The sequence below is a fragment of the Rhizobium sp. CF142 genome, assembly GCF_000281145.1.
Lineage (GTDB): Bacteria > Pseudomonadota > Alphaproteobacteria > Rhizobiales > Rhizobiaceae > Rhizobium.
Genome location: NZ_AJWE01000095.1, coordinates 1 through 14,820 on the forward strand (window position 1 = coordinate 1; position 14,820 = coordinate 14,820).

Here is a 14,820-nt window from a genome sequence, read left to right on the forward strand (position 1 = left end):
CGGCTCGGAGCGACACCTGCCGCTGATCATCCGCCTCTGCCGCCGCGTGTGCGAGTTGGAGCCGGGCAACGCACGGGCCTGGGCGCTTCTCGGGGAAACGCTCAATCGCCAGAGGCGCAGCGCCGGCGGCGCGGAGACGGGCGAGTTCGAAATCGACCGTGCCCTCGAACTCGATCCCGAGCTCGCCACCGCCCATGCCGGAAAAGCGCTGCTCTATCTCTACAGGGGGCAGTTCGAGGAGGCGGAACGCCAGTGTGCCATCGCCCTGCGGCTCGACCCTGACGACTACGCCGCCAATGTCGCCGCCGGGCGCACTTTCATCATGCAGCACCGGTACGACGATGCCATAGGCCATTTCGAGCGGGCCGCCGCACTTGCGCCCGGAGACTATAATGCCGCCGCCATGGTCATCCAGTGCTACCAGGGCAAGGGCGACGAGAAGGCAGCACTCGACGCCTGCCGCCGCGCGCTGGTGCGCATCGAGCGCATCGTCGCCGCCGAGCCCGACCATAGCGGCGCGATCGGGCATGGGGCCGGCATTCTTGCGCTGCTCGGCGATCGCGAGCGGGCCCGCGAATGGGCATCGCGCGCCAGCCTGCTGGAGCCTGACAATATGCAGCTCCAGTCAAACCTCGTCTGCGCCTGGGCGATCAGCGGCGATGCGCAAGCCGCACTCGATGTGCTCGAGCGCATGGCACCGAAGATGAGCCCGGAACTGCTGGTATGGATGGAAAACGACAACGACCTGGACAGCCTGCGGCCGCTGCCGCGGTTTTCTCAGATCATGCTTGCGGCGAGGGGCCATCTTCGGGATCAGGTTTCGCCGACTGCGACATGACCCGGGCACGATGACAATTGCCGCAGGTCAGTTTTCAGGGCATCGCAACCAATAGCGTTTGAATGCACCAGGCCCACCGTCGTAGCCGGCAGCCTGACCCCATGGAGCTTTCGGGCTTTCAATGAACGTGTCGTCGTCGATCGAGGTAAGTGTCACCGGCGATACGAAGGATAATGCCGTTTGGCGGTAGCGCTGAACGGCGGCCTGTTGGCGGCGTTTGGCCACCATGTCGTCTTTCGCAGCGGGTGGAACGCGAAAGCCTTCGGGATCCTGTTTCACCGCGTCCAGCGGATCATGCAGGGCCACCCGCAACAGTTCACCGTCACCGGCAAGCCGCAATTCGAATTCATCCTCTGATGCCGGCGCCGGGCGATCCTGCTCGGAAGACGTGTCGGCGACATGCGCGGTCAGGATCGGCAGAGGCTGATGGTCCGGCCGCATCTCGACGCGGCGGATATGGCACAGGTCAGCGAGTGTTTTGTTTCGCACGTCGGGTCGGGCGGGTTCATCAACCAATGTCCAGCTGCCCTGCATCTTGCTGACGAAGGGAACGGACCCATCCGGGGAATATGACAAAGATGCAGCCCGTTGCGCTATTGTTTCTGCGATCGTGCTCACGGTCTGCATATTTTGCTCGGTCCTTGCCGCATCCTCGGGCTCACCCGGGCATCGCACGAGAAAAGTCGGTGTGGTGGAGGTGGCGGGATTGATAAAGCCGACCACATCATCGTTTACCGGAAAGGCCTCGCCCTGTTGAACGCTGTTTTTTATGACCAGGTTGCGCCGCGTGCCGGCTACTTCAGTGGCTTCGGGCTTGTCATAGCCCATCACATGCATCTCATCCTGAACATTGGAGATCCAATAGAGGGCCGCACCGACGGACAGGCGCAATTCAAATCGCCTGGCGCTGCCCTCCCGGCCCATCAGACCGTCAAAGATCGGATAGCGTGGATCGGGTTGCTTGAGATTGATGCGATTGAAGGCGCACCACGTCTTCAGTTTGTTTGCGGGCAGGCCGTGATCCGGCGGCAACATCGCCCAGTCGCCAGGCAAGGTCTTGATGAGCGTTTTCGGGCTTAGATCCGCACCGAAATCGAACATCTTCACCAGCGCCTCGGTCGCCGCTTGCACCCGTTCGCCGACGGTTCCGGCATTATCAGTGATTGGCGCAACGGCTTCATCTTGCGCCCGAAGCGACGATGATCCGACCGCGAAGAAAACGAGTCCGGCCAGCACGCCAAGGGTCATATAATCCGGCTTCGAACCCGGAGATCTGCAATCGGTTTTTGGCCGCATGTGTCAATCCATCATTGTACTGATGGCGGGTGTTAGCAGCCTGGCATTAACAATTCGCCAGTTGGCTCGTTAAAGTTGTGCATGGTCGAAATAGTCACATCCATGGGCGGAGCGATGCGGCGACAACCGCGGCGACGGATCGAATGAAGGCCTTCCCCACAGGTGGGAGGGGCCTTTTCTTGAACTCGGAGCTCACGCCCCTCGCGCCAACCCATGCTCCACCAGCCGGTCGATGACCTCGGCGTAAGCAACGCCGCTCGCGGCCATGGCCTTGGAATACATGCTGATATTGGTGAAGCCCGGAATGGTGTTCACCTCGTTGACGACGAAGCGCATGTCTTCCATCAGGAAGAAATCGACGCGGGCCATGCCGTCGCAGCCCAGCGCCCGGAAGGCGCGGGCGGCCATGTCGCGGATTTTGGTTTCGACATCGGCGGGAAGCTCGGCGGGCACTTTCAGGGCAGCGCCATTCTCGTCGAGATATTTGGCGGTGTAGCTGTAGAAGCCGTGGCTTTCGGCGGGCGCGATCTCGCCGGGGCGGGAGACGAAGAGGCCGCCTTTGACATCTTCCAGCACGCTGCATTCGATCTCTCGGCCCGCAATGAATTCCTCGGCGATGAGCTTGCGGTCATGGCTGAAGGCTTCTGTCAGGGCGGGGGCGAATTCCTGGCTGCCCGAGACCTTGCGCACGCCGACCGAGGAGCCCTGCCGGGCCGGCTTGATGAAGAGCGGCAGGCCGAGCGTGGCTTCCAGCGTTTCCAGTGTGGGCGGCGCTTCCTGATCGAGCGTCACCGAGCGGGCAACGGGCAGGCCGGTGGCTTTCAGGAGCTGCTTGGCGATATCCTTGTCGAGCGCCGTTGCCGAGCCCAGAATGCCGCAGCCGGCAAGCGGCACGCGCGCCACCTGGCAAAGGCCCTGGACCGCGCCGTCCTCTCCATGCAGGCCGTGCAGCACCGGGAAGACGATATCGATCCTGCCGGCCTCGGCGGCCTTTCCATCGGGCGCGATCGCGAGCAACCGTCCACGCCCGCCGGGCACGAGGCAAAGCTCGGTGCCGGAGGAGGGCTTGTCGAGTTCGCCATCGGCAAAGCGGCTTTGCAGCCAGCGCCCGTCCTTGCTCACATAGACGGGCAGGGCGTCATAGCGTTCCGGATCGAGGGCGCGCATGACATTGGTCGCCGACATGATGGAAACATCGTGCTCGCTGGAACGGCCGCCGAAAAGCACGGCAATGCGCAGCCTGGATGGGGAGGGGCTCATCAAAATCTCCTTGGTCAATGCAATTCCAGCAAAACTGTGCAGCGGTTTTGCGTTCGGAATTGCGCGGAAAGAACGCTTCAGAAGCCGACGGCGATGCCTCTGTTGGCGAAGAAGCGGTCGAAGGTAGGAAGCGGCAGGATGACATCGGCCTGGCTGGCGCGGTCATGGCCGGAGGGATTGTGGAAGCGCACGCTCTCCTCATCGGCCGCCGTCACCAGCACCAGATGGCCGCCCTTGCCAGGCGGTTCGCGCTCCGGCCAGCGGATGGCGCTGCTGACCGAGGCGATGAAGAAGCTGTGTCCCGAGAGGATCTCGGGAATGGTTTCCGCTTGCACCTGCGTCCTCACATCGGCCGCAAGCCCGAAGCGCTCGCGCACGAAGGTGACGAAGGGCGCATAGATCAGCCCCTTGATCGAGGCGTCCGCCTCGTTGACCACATAGCCGCCATAGCTGGTGCAGGCCCTTGCGAGCGACAGGATCGGATGCGCCTCGCCGCGAGCGGCCAGGATCATCTTCAGGCAGGCCATGCCGCAGACATTCACCGCCCAGCGCGCATATTCCTCGATCGTCTCGGCGCCGGAATTCCTCCACCTGATATCGCGATGCAGGGCAGCCGCACCCTCGGCCAGCACCGGCAGGGTCATCTCTGATGTTTCCCACTGGCTGAAATAGGGCACGTCGAGGCTCGGTCGGTTCATGTCGTCTCCGTCAGGCACTGCGATTGCGAATCCGCTTGAAAGTGGCTCAATCTAAATGCAATCTTGTGCAGTTTTGAAGATCCACTTTGCTTGTCGCGGGTGGGCCACTTGAACCAGCCATTGGGGAACTTTCATGGCACTGACGAGAAGACGCGAAGGGCCATCGGCTTCCTTCCGGCCCACGATCGATCCGTCGTCATCAGCGCCTTTGCCGCGCCAGCTCTATCTGTCGCTGCGCAACGCCGTCACTGAGCGGCGGCTGACGGGCGGGCAACGGCTGCCCTCGACGCGGCTCGCCTCGGCGGAATGGGCGATCTCGCGCGGTGTGATTGCCGAGGCCTATGAGATCCTGATTTCTGAGGGTTTTGCGGTCGCCCGCCACGGCTCCGGCACCTATATTGCCTCGTCCATCCCTGAGGGCGCGGCACGCATCGATCCATCAGGCGCAGGCAGCGCGCAGGCGATCCGCCGCGGCGTCTCGGCCGCCGCGACAGCTATCCTCACACGCGGACCGAGCCTCGAGCCGCAGAAGGCGCTGCCATTCGTCACCGGCCGCATCGCCCATGACGAGCGCACGGCGCGGCTTTTGAACCGCATTGCTGTCAGGCACATGAACTATGCCTTTGAGGGTTATGGTGATATCCAGGGCGAATATGCGCTGAGAGCGGCGATCAGCGCCCATCTCGCCGTCTCGCGCGGCGTGCGCTGCAGCCCCGACCAGATCTTCATCACCGCTGGAACGCAGCAGGCCCTCGACCTTGCCTTCCGCGTACTGATGACACCAGGCGATACGGCCGTCGTCGAAGACCCGTGCTATCCGCCGGCCCGGCAATGCCTGGCGCTGAATGGCATCGAGGTCGTCGGCCTGCCGGTCGATCGTGATGGCATCGACATCAGCAGGCTACTCGACGGCACGCTCCCGCCGCCCGCTGCCTTCTACGTCACGCCCTCCAACCAGTATCCGGTCGGCTCCGTCCTCTCGCTCTCCCGCCGTCTCGGGCTTCTCGCCTATGCCGAAGAGAACGACTGCTGGATCATCGAGGACGATTACGACAGCGAATTCCGCTACCAGGGCCACCCGATCGCCTCGCTGCACGGCCTCGATAAGGCAGGCCGCGTTCTCTACACCGGCACCTTCAGCAAGGCGCTGCTGCCGAGCCTGCGCATCGGCTATCTCGTGGTCCCCGCCGACCTCGTGCCCGCCTTCCGCGCCGTGCGCCCCGCCGTCGACCGCTGCCCGCCGAGCTTCCAGCAGCGGGTGATCGCCGATTTTCTGGAGGAGGGCTATTTTCCGGCGCATCTGCGGCGATTGCGGGAAAGGCTCAGGGCCTCGCGCGACATGCTGGCCGGGTTTCTGCGGGAGCGGCTGGCGGAGCATGTGGCGGTGCTGTTGCCGGATCAGGGGATCAACCTCACGGTCAGGAGCGCGGGCAGTTGGGACGATGATACCGCCGTCTCCGCTGCGGCGCTGAGGAAGGGTGTCGTGGTGATGCCGTTGTCGCGGATGAATGTGGTCTCGACGGATCGCTCGCGCCTGCTGTTTGGGTTTTCCGGACTTTCGGAGGCGGAGGCGGATATGGGGACTTGGGTGCTTGCGGAGGTTTTTGAGGGTGGGAGTACGTTTTGCCGAGACCGCTAGCTGCTCCTGTGAATCGAGCAGCGTTTCACCCACTCGTCCGGGAGCACGTTAACGGCAACATCAGGCTCCAGTTCGTAAAATGCCATCAGACGATAGCTCCATGCATATGGTGTGCAGTTTTTCAATGCCGCAGCGTGCAGGTAAAACTGAAATTCGACCGGGGCCTCTTTAAGGGAACGGAAGAATGAATTCTCGAAAGCTACGTCGGCATTGAATTCGACAATTTTCTGGTGTCTCACGCGGTCTGCGTATTTTCCCACCGAGAATACCGACAGAGACACGCCAACGATGGCAGAGATCAGAATTTTGTAGGGTAACTTGAAAGGCGGCCAGGACGCGGCCAGGAAGCACATCGCCGCTATGAAGAAACAACCGGCTACGATGGTTTTCCAGTAGGGGAGGTTCAGGCCATCATACCTTACCGTCATGAACCCCAATGGCGCGAGGATGTCGTCAAACAGAATGAGAGCAAAGAAGAAATAAGCAATAAAAGATAGAGCGACGTGTATATCGAATTTCATTACGCGCTCGTCATCCTTGTCAGTGCTCAGTTTCGCTCTTCCCGGCCAACCCGGCGCATGCTCAGTTTTTCGCTGCTGCGCCAACGAGTTCCGGGGTGACAGCGAATTCGAACTTGCCGGAGATCGAGCCATAGGGCTCGCAGTCGGTAATCGCATCGCCGATTGCAGGGGCTGCGTTTTTCTCCCATTCGGATGGCATTGTGCGGAAATTGATGGATACGAAGTCGGCAGATCCATTCTTGAGGATTACGACGGCCTGCATGTCATAAGCGCTCGGGGCATTTGCCGGAAGCTTCAGACATTTCAGCATCTGACTGGAAATGATGTTTCCGTTTTCGGCGGAGGCGGAGAGTGTGCCGGTAGCATTGACGGTCAATGCAACAGAAGCAACAAGTACGGTGTAAAGAAGCGTATGAACCGGTGAATGCATCAATCTACCTCTTTAAATAGCTGTTCAAAAAAGAAACGCCTTAGATGTATCGGATCGTGATCGTTATTACACGCTGAAAGTGATGCCCGGCCCAGTCGCAAAGTGCAGCCGCAAGGGGGGCTTATTGGTGCGCATGTCGCGGTTCAGAAATTGCCAGTTCCCGGTCGCTTGCGCCGTCACCACCATGATGCGGCCAGGCGAACGCCCAGCCCTCACCACTTCACGCGCAAGCCGGCGGTGCCGCTGAGGGCGTAGCTGTCGCCGAAGTCTTTCAGCGAGGATTTCGCGGCGATCTCGCCATAGAGCTGATAGCGCTCGTCGTTCCAGATGTAGGAGCCGCCAAGCGTCAGGCCTGCCCAGACGGGATCGTTCCTGGTTTCGAAACCGGTGCCGGAAACATCGACCGCCACGCCGTCAAGGAATTCGCCATAGAGATTGGCGATGCCGTAGATCTTCGCCCGTGCCGTCTGCCCATCGGCCCGCTGAAAGCTCTCTTCGCGGTCGAGCGCCACGCCGAGCCGGCCGACGAGGCTGTCGCCGTCATCGAGCGACACGCGTGCGCCGAACCGGTCGTTGAACGTGTCAAAGTCGACAGAGGAATAGACGAGTTGCGCCTGCGGCGTGATCGACCATGGCCCTGAGGCTGCAAGCCGCCTGCCGGTCTCCAGGCTCAGCGCATAGCCGAAGCCGTTGTTGCCGCTCTCCATGGCGCCGTCGACGAGATCGGATTTGAGGTCGCTGTCATACCAGGTGGCCTGGCTCTGGGCATCGACATAGAAGCCGTTGTCGCCATACCAGGTGATTGTCGCGCCAAGCCCGAAACCTGTCGTGTCGATAGTGCCATTGCCGTAGAGGGAGTCGATATCGCCTGATATCGTGCCGTAATGGACGGTGAGGCCGCCGATCAGCCGGCCGCCCCGGTCTTGGTAGAGCTCGCCATCGAGACCGCCCTCCAGCTTGAACATGTCGTAGTCGTAGCTGTCGACGGTGGTACTGCTGTCGGGCTCGATGCCGGCATGCGTTCCCTCGGTGCGCAGCCAGACATTGTCAGGGCCTTTGGCCGACGCCGCCGTGCCATCCCCAGGCCAATAGCGGTCGCCGAGTCGCTGCTGCAACGTCGACAGTCCGTTCAGGCCGAGAAGCAGTTGCGGATAGGCTTCGTAGAGGGGAACGCCCGGCTGGTAGAGAGGCGTTGCGGGCAGGGCAGGGTCCGTGGTCAGGGCCGAGCGCAGATACCAGTCGCCGTCGGCCGGGGTCGAGACACCGTTCTGGTAGAGCCGATAGGCGTATGCGCCGCCGACAACGGCCTGATCGCCGTGAAAAACATAGTCGCCGAGCAGCGAAAATGTCCCGGCTGAGGTGCCGCCGACATCGACGATCTTGATGCCCTCGACGGTCTGTGCACCGCCGCCGCCGAGATTGGTGACCTTGACGCTGGTTGTGCCCGAGGTGTTGCCGGTGACGACAAGGCGGTCGGTCGGCGAGGCATCGCCGGCGAGCACGCTTTCGATCGCGAGCGTGCCGCCATTGCCGGTATAGTTTCCGGTGATCGTCAGCGTGCCGATGGAATTGCCGGGGGCGACGGTGCCGGAACTCGTGACGTCGCCAATGATCGTGCCGCTGCCGCCGAGCGTGCCGAAATTGGTGATATCGCCGATGACGCTGGCAGGCGCGCTATGGTCGCCGACGAGCAGCGTGCCGTCATAGATGGTCCAGTCGGTCGCCGCCGTGCCGATGCCCGTCAGCAGCCAGGTGCTGGTGCCGGTTTTTTCGAACGTGTCGAAGTTCCGGTATTGCGCGGCCGCGCCAATCGCGGACACGTCGAATGTGTCGCTGCCCGTGCCGCCAAGCCGCAGCGTATCTGACAACGTGGTATTGCCGACGACATTGCCGATGATGTTGGAGCCTGCGTGAAGCTCCAGGATCATGTTGGAGGCCGGATTGGACGTGACGATGGCATCCGCCATGCCCGCACCGGCACGAATGGTGCCGCTGTTGATGATCGTGCCGTCTACCATCTGAACGGTCACGCCATAGGCATTGCTGCCACCTTCGATCGTGCCGTTGTTGATGAGAAATCCGTTGTTGCGCATATGCACGCCTTCGCCGCTGAAAACAGCGCCGTTGACACCATTGCCGCCACGGATGGTGCCATTATTTGTCAAAGTGTTGAGAGCCCCGGCAACGCCACCCAGAAAGACACCTGCTGCGCCATTGCCGGTTGCGCTGCTTCCGCCCTGGATGAGGCCATTGTTGGTGGTGTTGGTTCCACGCTGGCTTTGAAATCCATATCCGCCGCTTCCGGCGCCGGAATTCGAGCCGCCGGTGACGGTGCCGTTGTTGATAAACGTAGTGGCGCTCAAATTTGCGCCGGTGCTCGTCGTGGACGTCCCATCGGGGCCGCCTACGATTAAGCCGTTATTGATCAGAACTGACGGCGTGGTGCTTAAAATGACAATGCCGCGTTGACCGGTACCGCCCAGGAGTGAACCTTCGAGGGTTAGTGTTTGGCCGCCGGTATTGCTGAACTGGAGATTGCCGGTATTGAAGCCCTGCGTGTCGATAGTGATCGGCTTGGCAGGGGTCGGAAGGAGTGCGCCGCTGAGCGGGAACGTAGATGTCAGTTTGATGATTGCGCTGCTATCGCCATCTGTGTTCGCCGCTGTAATGGCGTCGCGCAGTTCCGTCTCGTTGCTGGCGAAGTAGGTCGCTGCCGAAGCGGGCTCATAGACCGCGCCTGCCATCGTCAGCGCCACAAAGCTCACGCTCGCAAACAGTTTTGCTTTCCTGAAAATAGCCGTGCCGATAACACCGTAGCTCATACCCGCCCCTATAAATCGATAAATACAATGCTGCTTTTGAAATGTGTGTTCGCCATGCGTCGGAATCAGGCGACTACAGGGAAAAGTTGCTTTTCTGCATTTCCGTATCGTACCTGCTAAATTTGACAAATAACAATTTCTGGCGGGTTGGAAATGAGAGTTTGCTGGTCGTAATTTATAGATGATTCGTGAAATGAATCAAAATCAATAGGTTAAGCTCTTATGCATTGCCGCCGGCAATCACCTGATGGCATGGACGGTAACAAGAGCAGCTCGCTCAGGAAGGCCCAAAAGAGCAACCTAAGCGAGAATAAATCAGTCACGAATTGTGTTTACCACTCATCCGCATACCCTCCTGATATCTAGGGGTGGCTGTTGGCGGCTCCATGCGTGCGTGGTGTCGCGATATGGCTGATATGACAGGCGAATGCTTCACCGATCCAAACCTTCACACGCGACGCCGCGGTTGCGCTGGGCTCACCCGGCCGTTTCGCGCTTCGGGAGCACGAGGTCTGCGACCGTATAGGTGTGGAATTCGCTGCTGGAGACCGTGTCCAGCCGCTTGAATTTTTCGGCGAATGCGGGATCGGAGAAGAACTCGCCGACATTGCCCGCTTCCTGGATCGCCTCGATGTTGACGACCGTCAGGCCATCGCTGCTCTTCGCCAGGCTGCTCCAGAGAAAACCTTCCTTCCGCTCGGCGACGTAATGCACCACGTCCTGGATGATCTCGAAGGCTTCCTCCTGCTTTCCGGGATGGGCATGAATGACGTTGACGATAAAGGTGGTGGGAGCGGGGGCATCCGCAAAGGCGGCGATCGTTTTGGTGGTCATGAAGATCTCCATTTGAGGCGCACGGACGAAATGGCCGCGGCAGGGTCTGGATATCGGACGAGAAATATCGGAGAAATGGGCCGCTATTCTCAACAGATCGGACATTTTTTCCGCAATGGACAGGCTCGGCACGACAGGCATTTTCATTCAGGTCGCGGAGGCCGGCAGTTTCGTGGCCGCCGGGCATCGCCTGGGAATCTCGGGCTCGGCGGTCGGCAAGGCGATCGCGCGGCTGGAGGAAGAGCTCGGCGTGCGCCTGTTCAACCGCTCGACCCGCAGCATGGCCCTGACGGAGGAGGGCAGCTTCTTCCTCGAAACATGCAGACGCATTCAGGCCGAATATGAGGAGGTACAGGCGAGGCTTTCGAGATCGCATTCTGTGCCGCGGGGCCAGCTGCGTGTCAGCCTGCCGCTCGCCGGCATGCTTCTCATGCCGACCATATCGTCCTTCATGGCAGCCTATCCGGAGATCAATCTCGATCTCGATTTCACCGACCGTCTTGTCGATGTCATCGAGGAGGGGTTCGACGCGGTCATCCGGACCGGGGATGTCAGGGATACGAGACTGATGAGCCGGAAGCTCGGCACATTCCGGCACGTGATCGTGGCCTCGCCCGAATATCTCGCGACCTATAGTCGTCCTGATGTGCCTGAGGATCTGCTCGATCACCGGTGCCTGCACCATCGCTTCGCCAATTCCGGCAGGCTGGAACCCTGGCCGCTGGTGCGCGACGGTATTGCGGTCAAGCTCGATCTGCCGGTGACCACGGTGGCGAGCACGCTGGAGCCGCTGATCTACCTTGCCGAACGCTCATTCGGCATCACCTGCCTTCCGCCCTTCGCCGTGGCGTCGGAGATAGCCGAAGGCAAGCTCGTCCGGCTGCTGGACGATCATCTTTACGATACGGGAACCTTCAGGGTTCTCTGGCCGAGCAGCCGGTATCTGTCACCCAAGGTCAGGGCCTTCGTCGACTATATGGCCGCCAACCTGTTCAGCGCATGAGGTGTTCATGGGCGCTTTGATCCATTCGGCAGGCTGCTATGCAGCTCTTGCAGGAGCAGTTGCCGCCGAACCTCAGGACTGTCTGCCCATGCTCTGCGACATGCGACGGCTATGTACGGATTGCGCATGCCAGATGGCCGCTCCAACCCAAAAGATCGAGAACAACGCCAATGGCAGCAATGACCGGAGAGATAACCAGGCCGCCGTGTCCAGGAACGGCGCTGTCGTGCCGATGATTATCACGCTGACGAACGAGCACAGGGATAATCCGAGATAGGTCTGTCGCCATTGCGACGATGACAGCAACGATCGGCGCTCGAACAAGAGGTTTTGAACGAGGCTGGATTGCGCAGCCAAGGCTGCAAATATGATGGCAGCCGGCAGGAGCGATAGCGACAGCCGAAACTTGACGGAAAATTCAGTTTGTACAAACAGGGAATATGCCGATGCGTATATTCCGTAGGTGATGCCGGCATTCAGCGCCAGAACAACAATCGAGCGCCAGAAGATATTCCAGAAAACACGAACAAGAACGATCGGCATTCTTTCATTCCTTTTGTCGTAAATTTCCGGCTGAAACGAGACCTGTTTTCCTGACTCTGCAACTTCGCAGAATAGGGAACTTGGCGGTGACCGCAATGACGCTCCCGTCACTCGACTGCCGAAGAAGGCGGCTTTTGCTTGCTGCGCAGGAAGAGCGCACTTACTTTCCCTCGGGCAGACGAAGGAGCCCGCAATGACCCGAGGCAAGCCGAGCATAGAGGCCGAGCAATATGCCGTACCCGGCAAGCCGGGAGCGGACGGCAAGCTGGCACTTCATTCCTTTCGTTACGAGGTCTTTGATCTGCCTGCACTGGTGGGGCACACCGAACAATGTCACGATGCGGGAGAAATCATGACGGTTGCCGTTAGCGCTGCGAGAGACGGGGACTGAGGGCAGGGCAGATACCTGCGTTCACGAACCCACTTCGCTCCCCAGGATACCGCGGCTTGACGAACGCCTCAAATCTGAGGTACGTACATCATGACGTGGGACGCGATCCGTCCGACAGGGGGCTGCGGGAGGAAAATGGAATGAAGGCGTTCAGTGTCGATCCAAAATTTGTCGTGAGGGATGAACAGGCTCTTCGAGAACTGTTTCAACCGACGCATGCTCTGGCAGCTCAGAAGTGTATGGGCGCGCTCGACAGGCACGCACAGGAGTTTATCAGGCGATCGCCATTCCTGTGCATCGGCACCCAGAACCAGGATGGCAAGGCCGATGTCAGCCCTCGCGGCGACCCGGTCGGCTTCGTGAAAATCCTCGATCCGCACACATTGGCGATCCCGGACAGGCCGGGCAACAATCGCCTCGATACGCTGGCCAATATTCTCACCAATCCCAGCGTTGGACTGCTCTTCATCATTCCGGGATTTGACGACACGCTTCGCGTGAATGGCGAGGCCAGGCTGGTGACCGATCCTGATATCCTCGCGGATATGGGTGTCGGCGAACGCGTGCCCAAGCTCGCGATACTGGTCAAGGTGGGTGAGGTCTTCCTGCATTGCGCCAAGGCATTCAGGCGCTCTCATCTGTGGAACCCGGAGCACTTTCAGGATCGCAGCGAGATGCCCTCGCTTTCAAAGATCATGCTGGATCAGACGACGGGCGCTCCGACCGATGATATCGAAATGCGCAGGATAGATGACGAACTCGAAGACGCCTACAGGAAGTCGCTCTATTGACGGCTCCTGACTGGACGGGTGGTATCGGCTGAACCGCGGCTGCGATCTGGCAGGTCTATTCGAGTTGGTTGGAATTTGGATGTTGGACGGACGCCCAATCCTGGTCATGCCGGACCTTGAGAAGCTCTCGGGGTATGAAGCGGCGCTGGCGAAGGGCTGGTCGCCCGACCCGCGGCGCATTGGAGATACTGGCTTCATCGAAGCCGAACTCCAGAACCTTCGTAATGATCCCGCGGCATATCTCGACAAGCTGATGGGGAGACATGCTTCGGCCGAACGGCAGATCAGCGATACGGCCATGGCGCTCACCAATCACACGTTCTGGATTTGGGATGGGGAGTTCTGCGGCAAGATCGACCTGCGCTATCTACCCGTTAGCTGGACAGTCCCCGACAGCATCCCGGGACATGTCGGATACTCGGTGGTGCCCTGGAAACAAGGCCGGGGCTACGCCACAGCCGCGCTCGATGCGCTGCTCCAGTTCGCAAAATCCCGGGGGCTGAGTGAACTCGATATTCTCTGCAACGAGGAGAACCTCATTTCCCGGGCCGTCATAGAGCGAGTTGGCGGTAAGCTGGTGCGACGCGCGCCCCATCCTTCAGACAGGCCGGAGCAGCAGAAGCTGTTTTTTAAGGTTCCACTGGTCTAGAGCCTTCCGTCTTTCTTCGAACTACCGGGACCGTCACCTGGGACAGGCAAGGATGCAAGTCAGCGACGCGGCGCGCTGATGGCCGCCGCGTCGCCGCATCGATCAATGCGTTGCGGGTTCGAGATAGCGGCGCAGATTGTCGCTGATCTGTTCGATCGCGGCTTCCGTGGAAGGCACATTGCGGATCGCGTTCAACAGCACGAAGTCATGGATCGTGCCGTTGTAGCGGGCCGCAGCCACGGTAACGCCGGCTTCCTTCAGTTTGCGGGCATAGGCCTCGCCCTCGTCGCGCAGCGGGTCGTTCTCCGCAGTGATGACGAGTGCCGGCGGCAGGCCCTTGAGCTGATCGATGCTGGCGCGCAGCGGCGATACATAGGGGTTGTCGCGGGTCTTGGCGTCGGGCGCGTAGAGGTCCCAGCCGTATTTCATGAAGGCGCGCGCCAGGAAGCGCTGCTCGCCATATTCGTGATAGGAGCCCGTATCGACGCTGGCATCGGTTGCGGGGATGAGAAGGGCCTGGAAGCTGATCTTCGGGCCGTTGCGGTCCTTGGCCATCAGCGTCAGGGCCGCGGTCATGTTGCCGCCGACCGAATTGCCGGCAACCGCGATCCTGCTGCCATCCGCGCCGAATTCACCGGCGTGGGCCGCCACCCATTTCAGCGCGGCATAGGATTGATCGAGTTGCGTCGGGAAGCGTGCCTCCGGCAGGGACGTATATTCGACGAAGACGCCGACCTGGCCGGAGCCGACCACGAGATCACGCAGCAGGCGCTGGTGGTTTTCAAAATTGCCGACGATCCAGACGCCGCCGTGAATGAAGAGCAGCACGCCGGGTTTGCCGGTAATGTGTTCGGGCTTCATGATGTAGATCTTCACGCTCAGACCATCCTGGGTGATTGTCTGCTCGGTCGTGGTCACGCCTGACATGTCGACCGGCGTCATGTTCTGAAGTCCGGTCAGGATCTCCTGGGGCTTCGGCTGTGGCAGTTCCCAGAACGGGCTCGGATCCTTGTTGATCTCGGCAAGGAAGGCGCGGATCTGGGGGTCGATCCGCGGGTCGGTGGCAGCGTCCGGTGCCGCTTGAGCGGGCTGAATCATGAGGGTT

Annotated in this window: 15 protein-coding genes; 6 read left to right on the forward strand and 9 right to left on the reverse strand. The window is 60.6% G+C overall.

Translation table 11 applies throughout. From position 1 onward, the window contains the following. On the forward strand, positions 1-838 hold an 838-nt coding region (locus tag PMI11_RS19880; RefSeq protein ID WP_007820550.1), incomplete at its 5' end, for a TPR end-of-group domain-containing protein. 27 nt (positions 839-865) lie between these two features. Here PMI11_RS19880 and PMI11_RS19885 read toward each other — a convergent pair. From PMI11_RS19885 to PMI11_RS19895, 3 genes are all read right to left on the reverse strand, one after another. Continuing rightward, a complete protein-coding gene (locus PMI11_RS19885) occupies positions 866-2,086 on the reverse strand; it encodes a hypothetical protein (RefSeq protein WP_037071738.1) in 1,221 nt (406 codons plus the stop codon). 240 nt (positions 2,087-2,326) lie between these two features. Beyond that, positions 2,327-3,394 carry a D-alanine--D-alanine ligase family protein gene (locus tag PMI11_RS19890; RefSeq protein WP_007820554.1) on the reverse strand — a complete coding sequence of 356 codons (1,068 nt, stop codon included), beginning with the start codon at positions 3,392-3,394 and terminating at the stop codon, positions 2,327-2,329. A 77-nt stretch (positions 3,395-3,471) separates the two neighbouring features. Further along, positions 3,472-4,092 (reverse strand): C39 family peptidase, encoded by a 621-nt coding sequence (locus PMI11_RS19895; RefSeq protein WP_007820557.1) that lies wholly within the window; start codon positions 4,090-4,092, stop codon positions 3,472-3,474. A gap of 133 nt (positions 4,093-4,225) precedes the next feature. Here PMI11_RS19895 and PMI11_RS19900 point away from each other — a divergent pair, with 133 nt between their 5' ends. After that, complete coding sequence (locus tag PMI11_RS19900; protein WP_007820558.1) at positions 4,226-5,731, forward strand: MocR-like pyridoxine biosynthesis transcription factor PdxR; 1,506 nt, start codon at positions 4,226-4,228, stop codon at positions 5,729-5,731. On the opposite strand, the gene PMI11_RS19905 is transcribed toward PMI11_RS19900, so the two are convergent. The 4 genes from PMI11_RS19905 to PMI11_RS19920 all read right to left on the reverse strand — a co-directional run bounded on the left by PMI11_RS19905 (position 5,728) and on the right by PMI11_RS19920 (position 10,338). Continuing rightward, entirely contained in the window at positions 5,728-6,252 is a 525-nt protein-coding gene (locus tag PMI11_RS19905; protein ID WP_007820560.1) for a hypothetical protein, read from the reverse strand. The genes PMI11_RS19900 and PMI11_RS19905 overlap by 4 nt on opposite strands. A gap of 61 nt (positions 6,253-6,313) precedes the next feature. Continuing rightward, positions 6,314-6,682 carry a hypothetical protein gene (locus tag PMI11_RS19910; RefSeq protein ID WP_007820562.1) on the reverse strand — a complete coding sequence of 123 codons (369 nt, stop codon included), beginning with the start codon at positions 6,680-6,682 and terminating at the stop codon, positions 6,314-6,316. Positions 6,683-6,894: 212 nt separating this feature from the next. Then, positions 6,895-9,504 carry an autotransporter family protein gene (locus PMI11_RS19915; RefSeq protein ID WP_007820563.1) on the reverse strand — a complete coding sequence of 870 codons (2,610 nt, stop codon included), beginning with the start codon at positions 9,502-9,504 and terminating at the stop codon, positions 6,895-6,897. Between the two features lie 477 nt (positions 9,505-9,981). Further along, positions 9,982-10,338: a hypothetical protein gene (locus PMI11_RS19920; protein WP_007820564.1), complete on the reverse strand. Its 357-nt coding sequence runs from the start codon at positions 10,336-10,338 to the stop codon at positions 9,982-9,984. Positions 10,339-10,453: 115 nt separating this feature from the next. Between PMI11_RS19920 and PMI11_RS19925 the strand changes: the two genes are divergently transcribed. Beyond that, positions 10,454-11,341, forward strand: a complete 888-nt coding sequence (locus PMI11_RS19925) for a LysR family transcriptional regulator (RefSeq protein WP_007820565.1) — start codon at positions 10,454-10,456, stop codon at positions 11,339-11,341. Between the two features lie 72 nt (positions 11,342-11,413). On the opposite strand, the gene PMI11_RS19930 is transcribed toward PMI11_RS19925, so the two are convergent. After that, positions 11,414-11,884, reverse strand: a complete 471-nt coding sequence (locus PMI11_RS19930; protein ID WP_037071742.1) for a hypothetical protein — start codon at positions 11,882-11,884, stop codon at positions 11,414-11,416. Positions 11,885-12,077: 193 nt separating this feature from the next. Here PMI11_RS19930 and PMI11_RS19935 point away from each other — a divergent pair, with 193 nt between their 5' ends. From PMI11_RS19935 to PMI11_RS19945, 3 genes are all read left to right on the forward strand, one after another. Then, entirely contained in the window at positions 12,078-12,275 is a 198-nt protein-coding gene (locus tag PMI11_RS19935; RefSeq protein ID WP_007820567.1) for a hypothetical protein, read from the forward strand. 140 nt (positions 12,276-12,415) lie between these two features. Further along, a complete protein-coding gene (locus PMI11_RS19940; protein WP_007820568.1) occupies positions 12,416-13,066 on the forward strand; it encodes a pyridoxamine 5'-phosphate oxidase family protein in 651 nt (216 codons plus the stop codon). Between the two features lie 79 nt (positions 13,067-13,145). Continuing rightward, entirely contained in the window at positions 13,146-13,715 is a 570-nt protein-coding gene (locus PMI11_RS19945; protein WP_007820569.1) for a GNAT family N-acetyltransferase, read from the forward strand. A gap of 102 nt (positions 13,716-13,817) precedes the next feature. Here PMI11_RS19945 and PMI11_RS19950 read toward each other — a convergent pair whose 3' ends face one another. Continuing rightward, positions 13,818-14,813 carry an alpha/beta hydrolase gene (locus tag PMI11_RS19950; RefSeq protein WP_157179658.1) on the reverse strand — a complete coding sequence of 332 codons (996 nt, stop codon included), beginning with the start codon at positions 14,811-14,813 and terminating at the stop codon, positions 13,818-13,820. Positions 14,814-14,820: the final 7 nt, after the last annotated feature.

Coding starts and splice junctions, on each gene's coding strand:
- PMI11_RS19930 (WP_037071742.1), bottom strand. CDS start 11,884: ATGCCGATCGTTCTTGTTCGTGTTTTCTGGAATATCTTCTGGCGCTCG.
- PMI11_RS19945 (WP_007820569.1), top strand. CDS start 13,146: ATGTTGGACGGACGCCCAATCCTGGTCATGCCGGACCTTGAGAAGCTC.
- PMI11_RS19940 (WP_007820568.1), top strand. CDS start 12,416: ATGAAGGCGTTCAGTGTCGATCCAAAATTTGTCGTGAGGGATGAACAG.
- PMI11_RS19895 (WP_007820557.1), bottom strand. CDS start 4,092: ATGAACCGACCGAGCCTCGACGTGCCCTATTTCAGCCAGTGGGAAACA.
- PMI11_RS19910 (WP_007820562.1), bottom strand. CDS start 6,682: ATGCATTCACCGGTTCATACGCTTCTTTACACCGTACTTGTTGCTTCT.
- PMI11_RS19885 (WP_037071738.1), bottom strand. CDS start 2,086: ATGACCCTTGGCGTGCTGGCCGGACTCGTTTTCTTCGCGGTCGGATCA.
- PMI11_RS19925 (WP_007820565.1), top strand. CDS start 10,454: ATGGACAGGCTCGGCACGACAGGCATTTTCATTCAGGTCGCGGAGGCC.
- PMI11_RS19915 (WP_007820563.1), bottom strand. CDS start 9,504: ATGAGCTACGGTGTTATCGGCACGGCTATTTTCAGGAAAGCAAAACTG.
- PMI11_RS19950 (WP_157179658.1), bottom strand. CDS start 14,813: ATGATTCAGCCCGCTCAAGCGGCACCGGACGCTGCCACCGACCCGCGG.
- PMI11_RS19890 (WP_007820554.1), bottom strand. CDS start 3,394: ATGAGCCCCTCCCCATCCAGGCTGCGCATTGCCGTGCTTTTCGGCGGC.
- PMI11_RS19920 (WP_007820564.1), bottom strand. CDS start 10,338: ATGACCACCAAAACGATCGCCGCCTTTGCGGATGCCCCCGCTCCCACC.
- PMI11_RS19935 (WP_007820567.1), top strand. CDS start 12,078: ATGACCCGAGGCAAGCCGAGCATAGAGGCCGAGCAATATGCCGTACCC.
- PMI11_RS19905 (WP_007820560.1), bottom strand. CDS start 6,252: ATGAAATTCGATATACACGTCGCTCTATCTTTTATTGCTTATTTCTTC.
- PMI11_RS19900 (WP_007820558.1), top strand. CDS start 4,226: ATGGCACTGACGAGAAGACGCGAAGGGCCATCGGCTTCCTTCCGGCCC.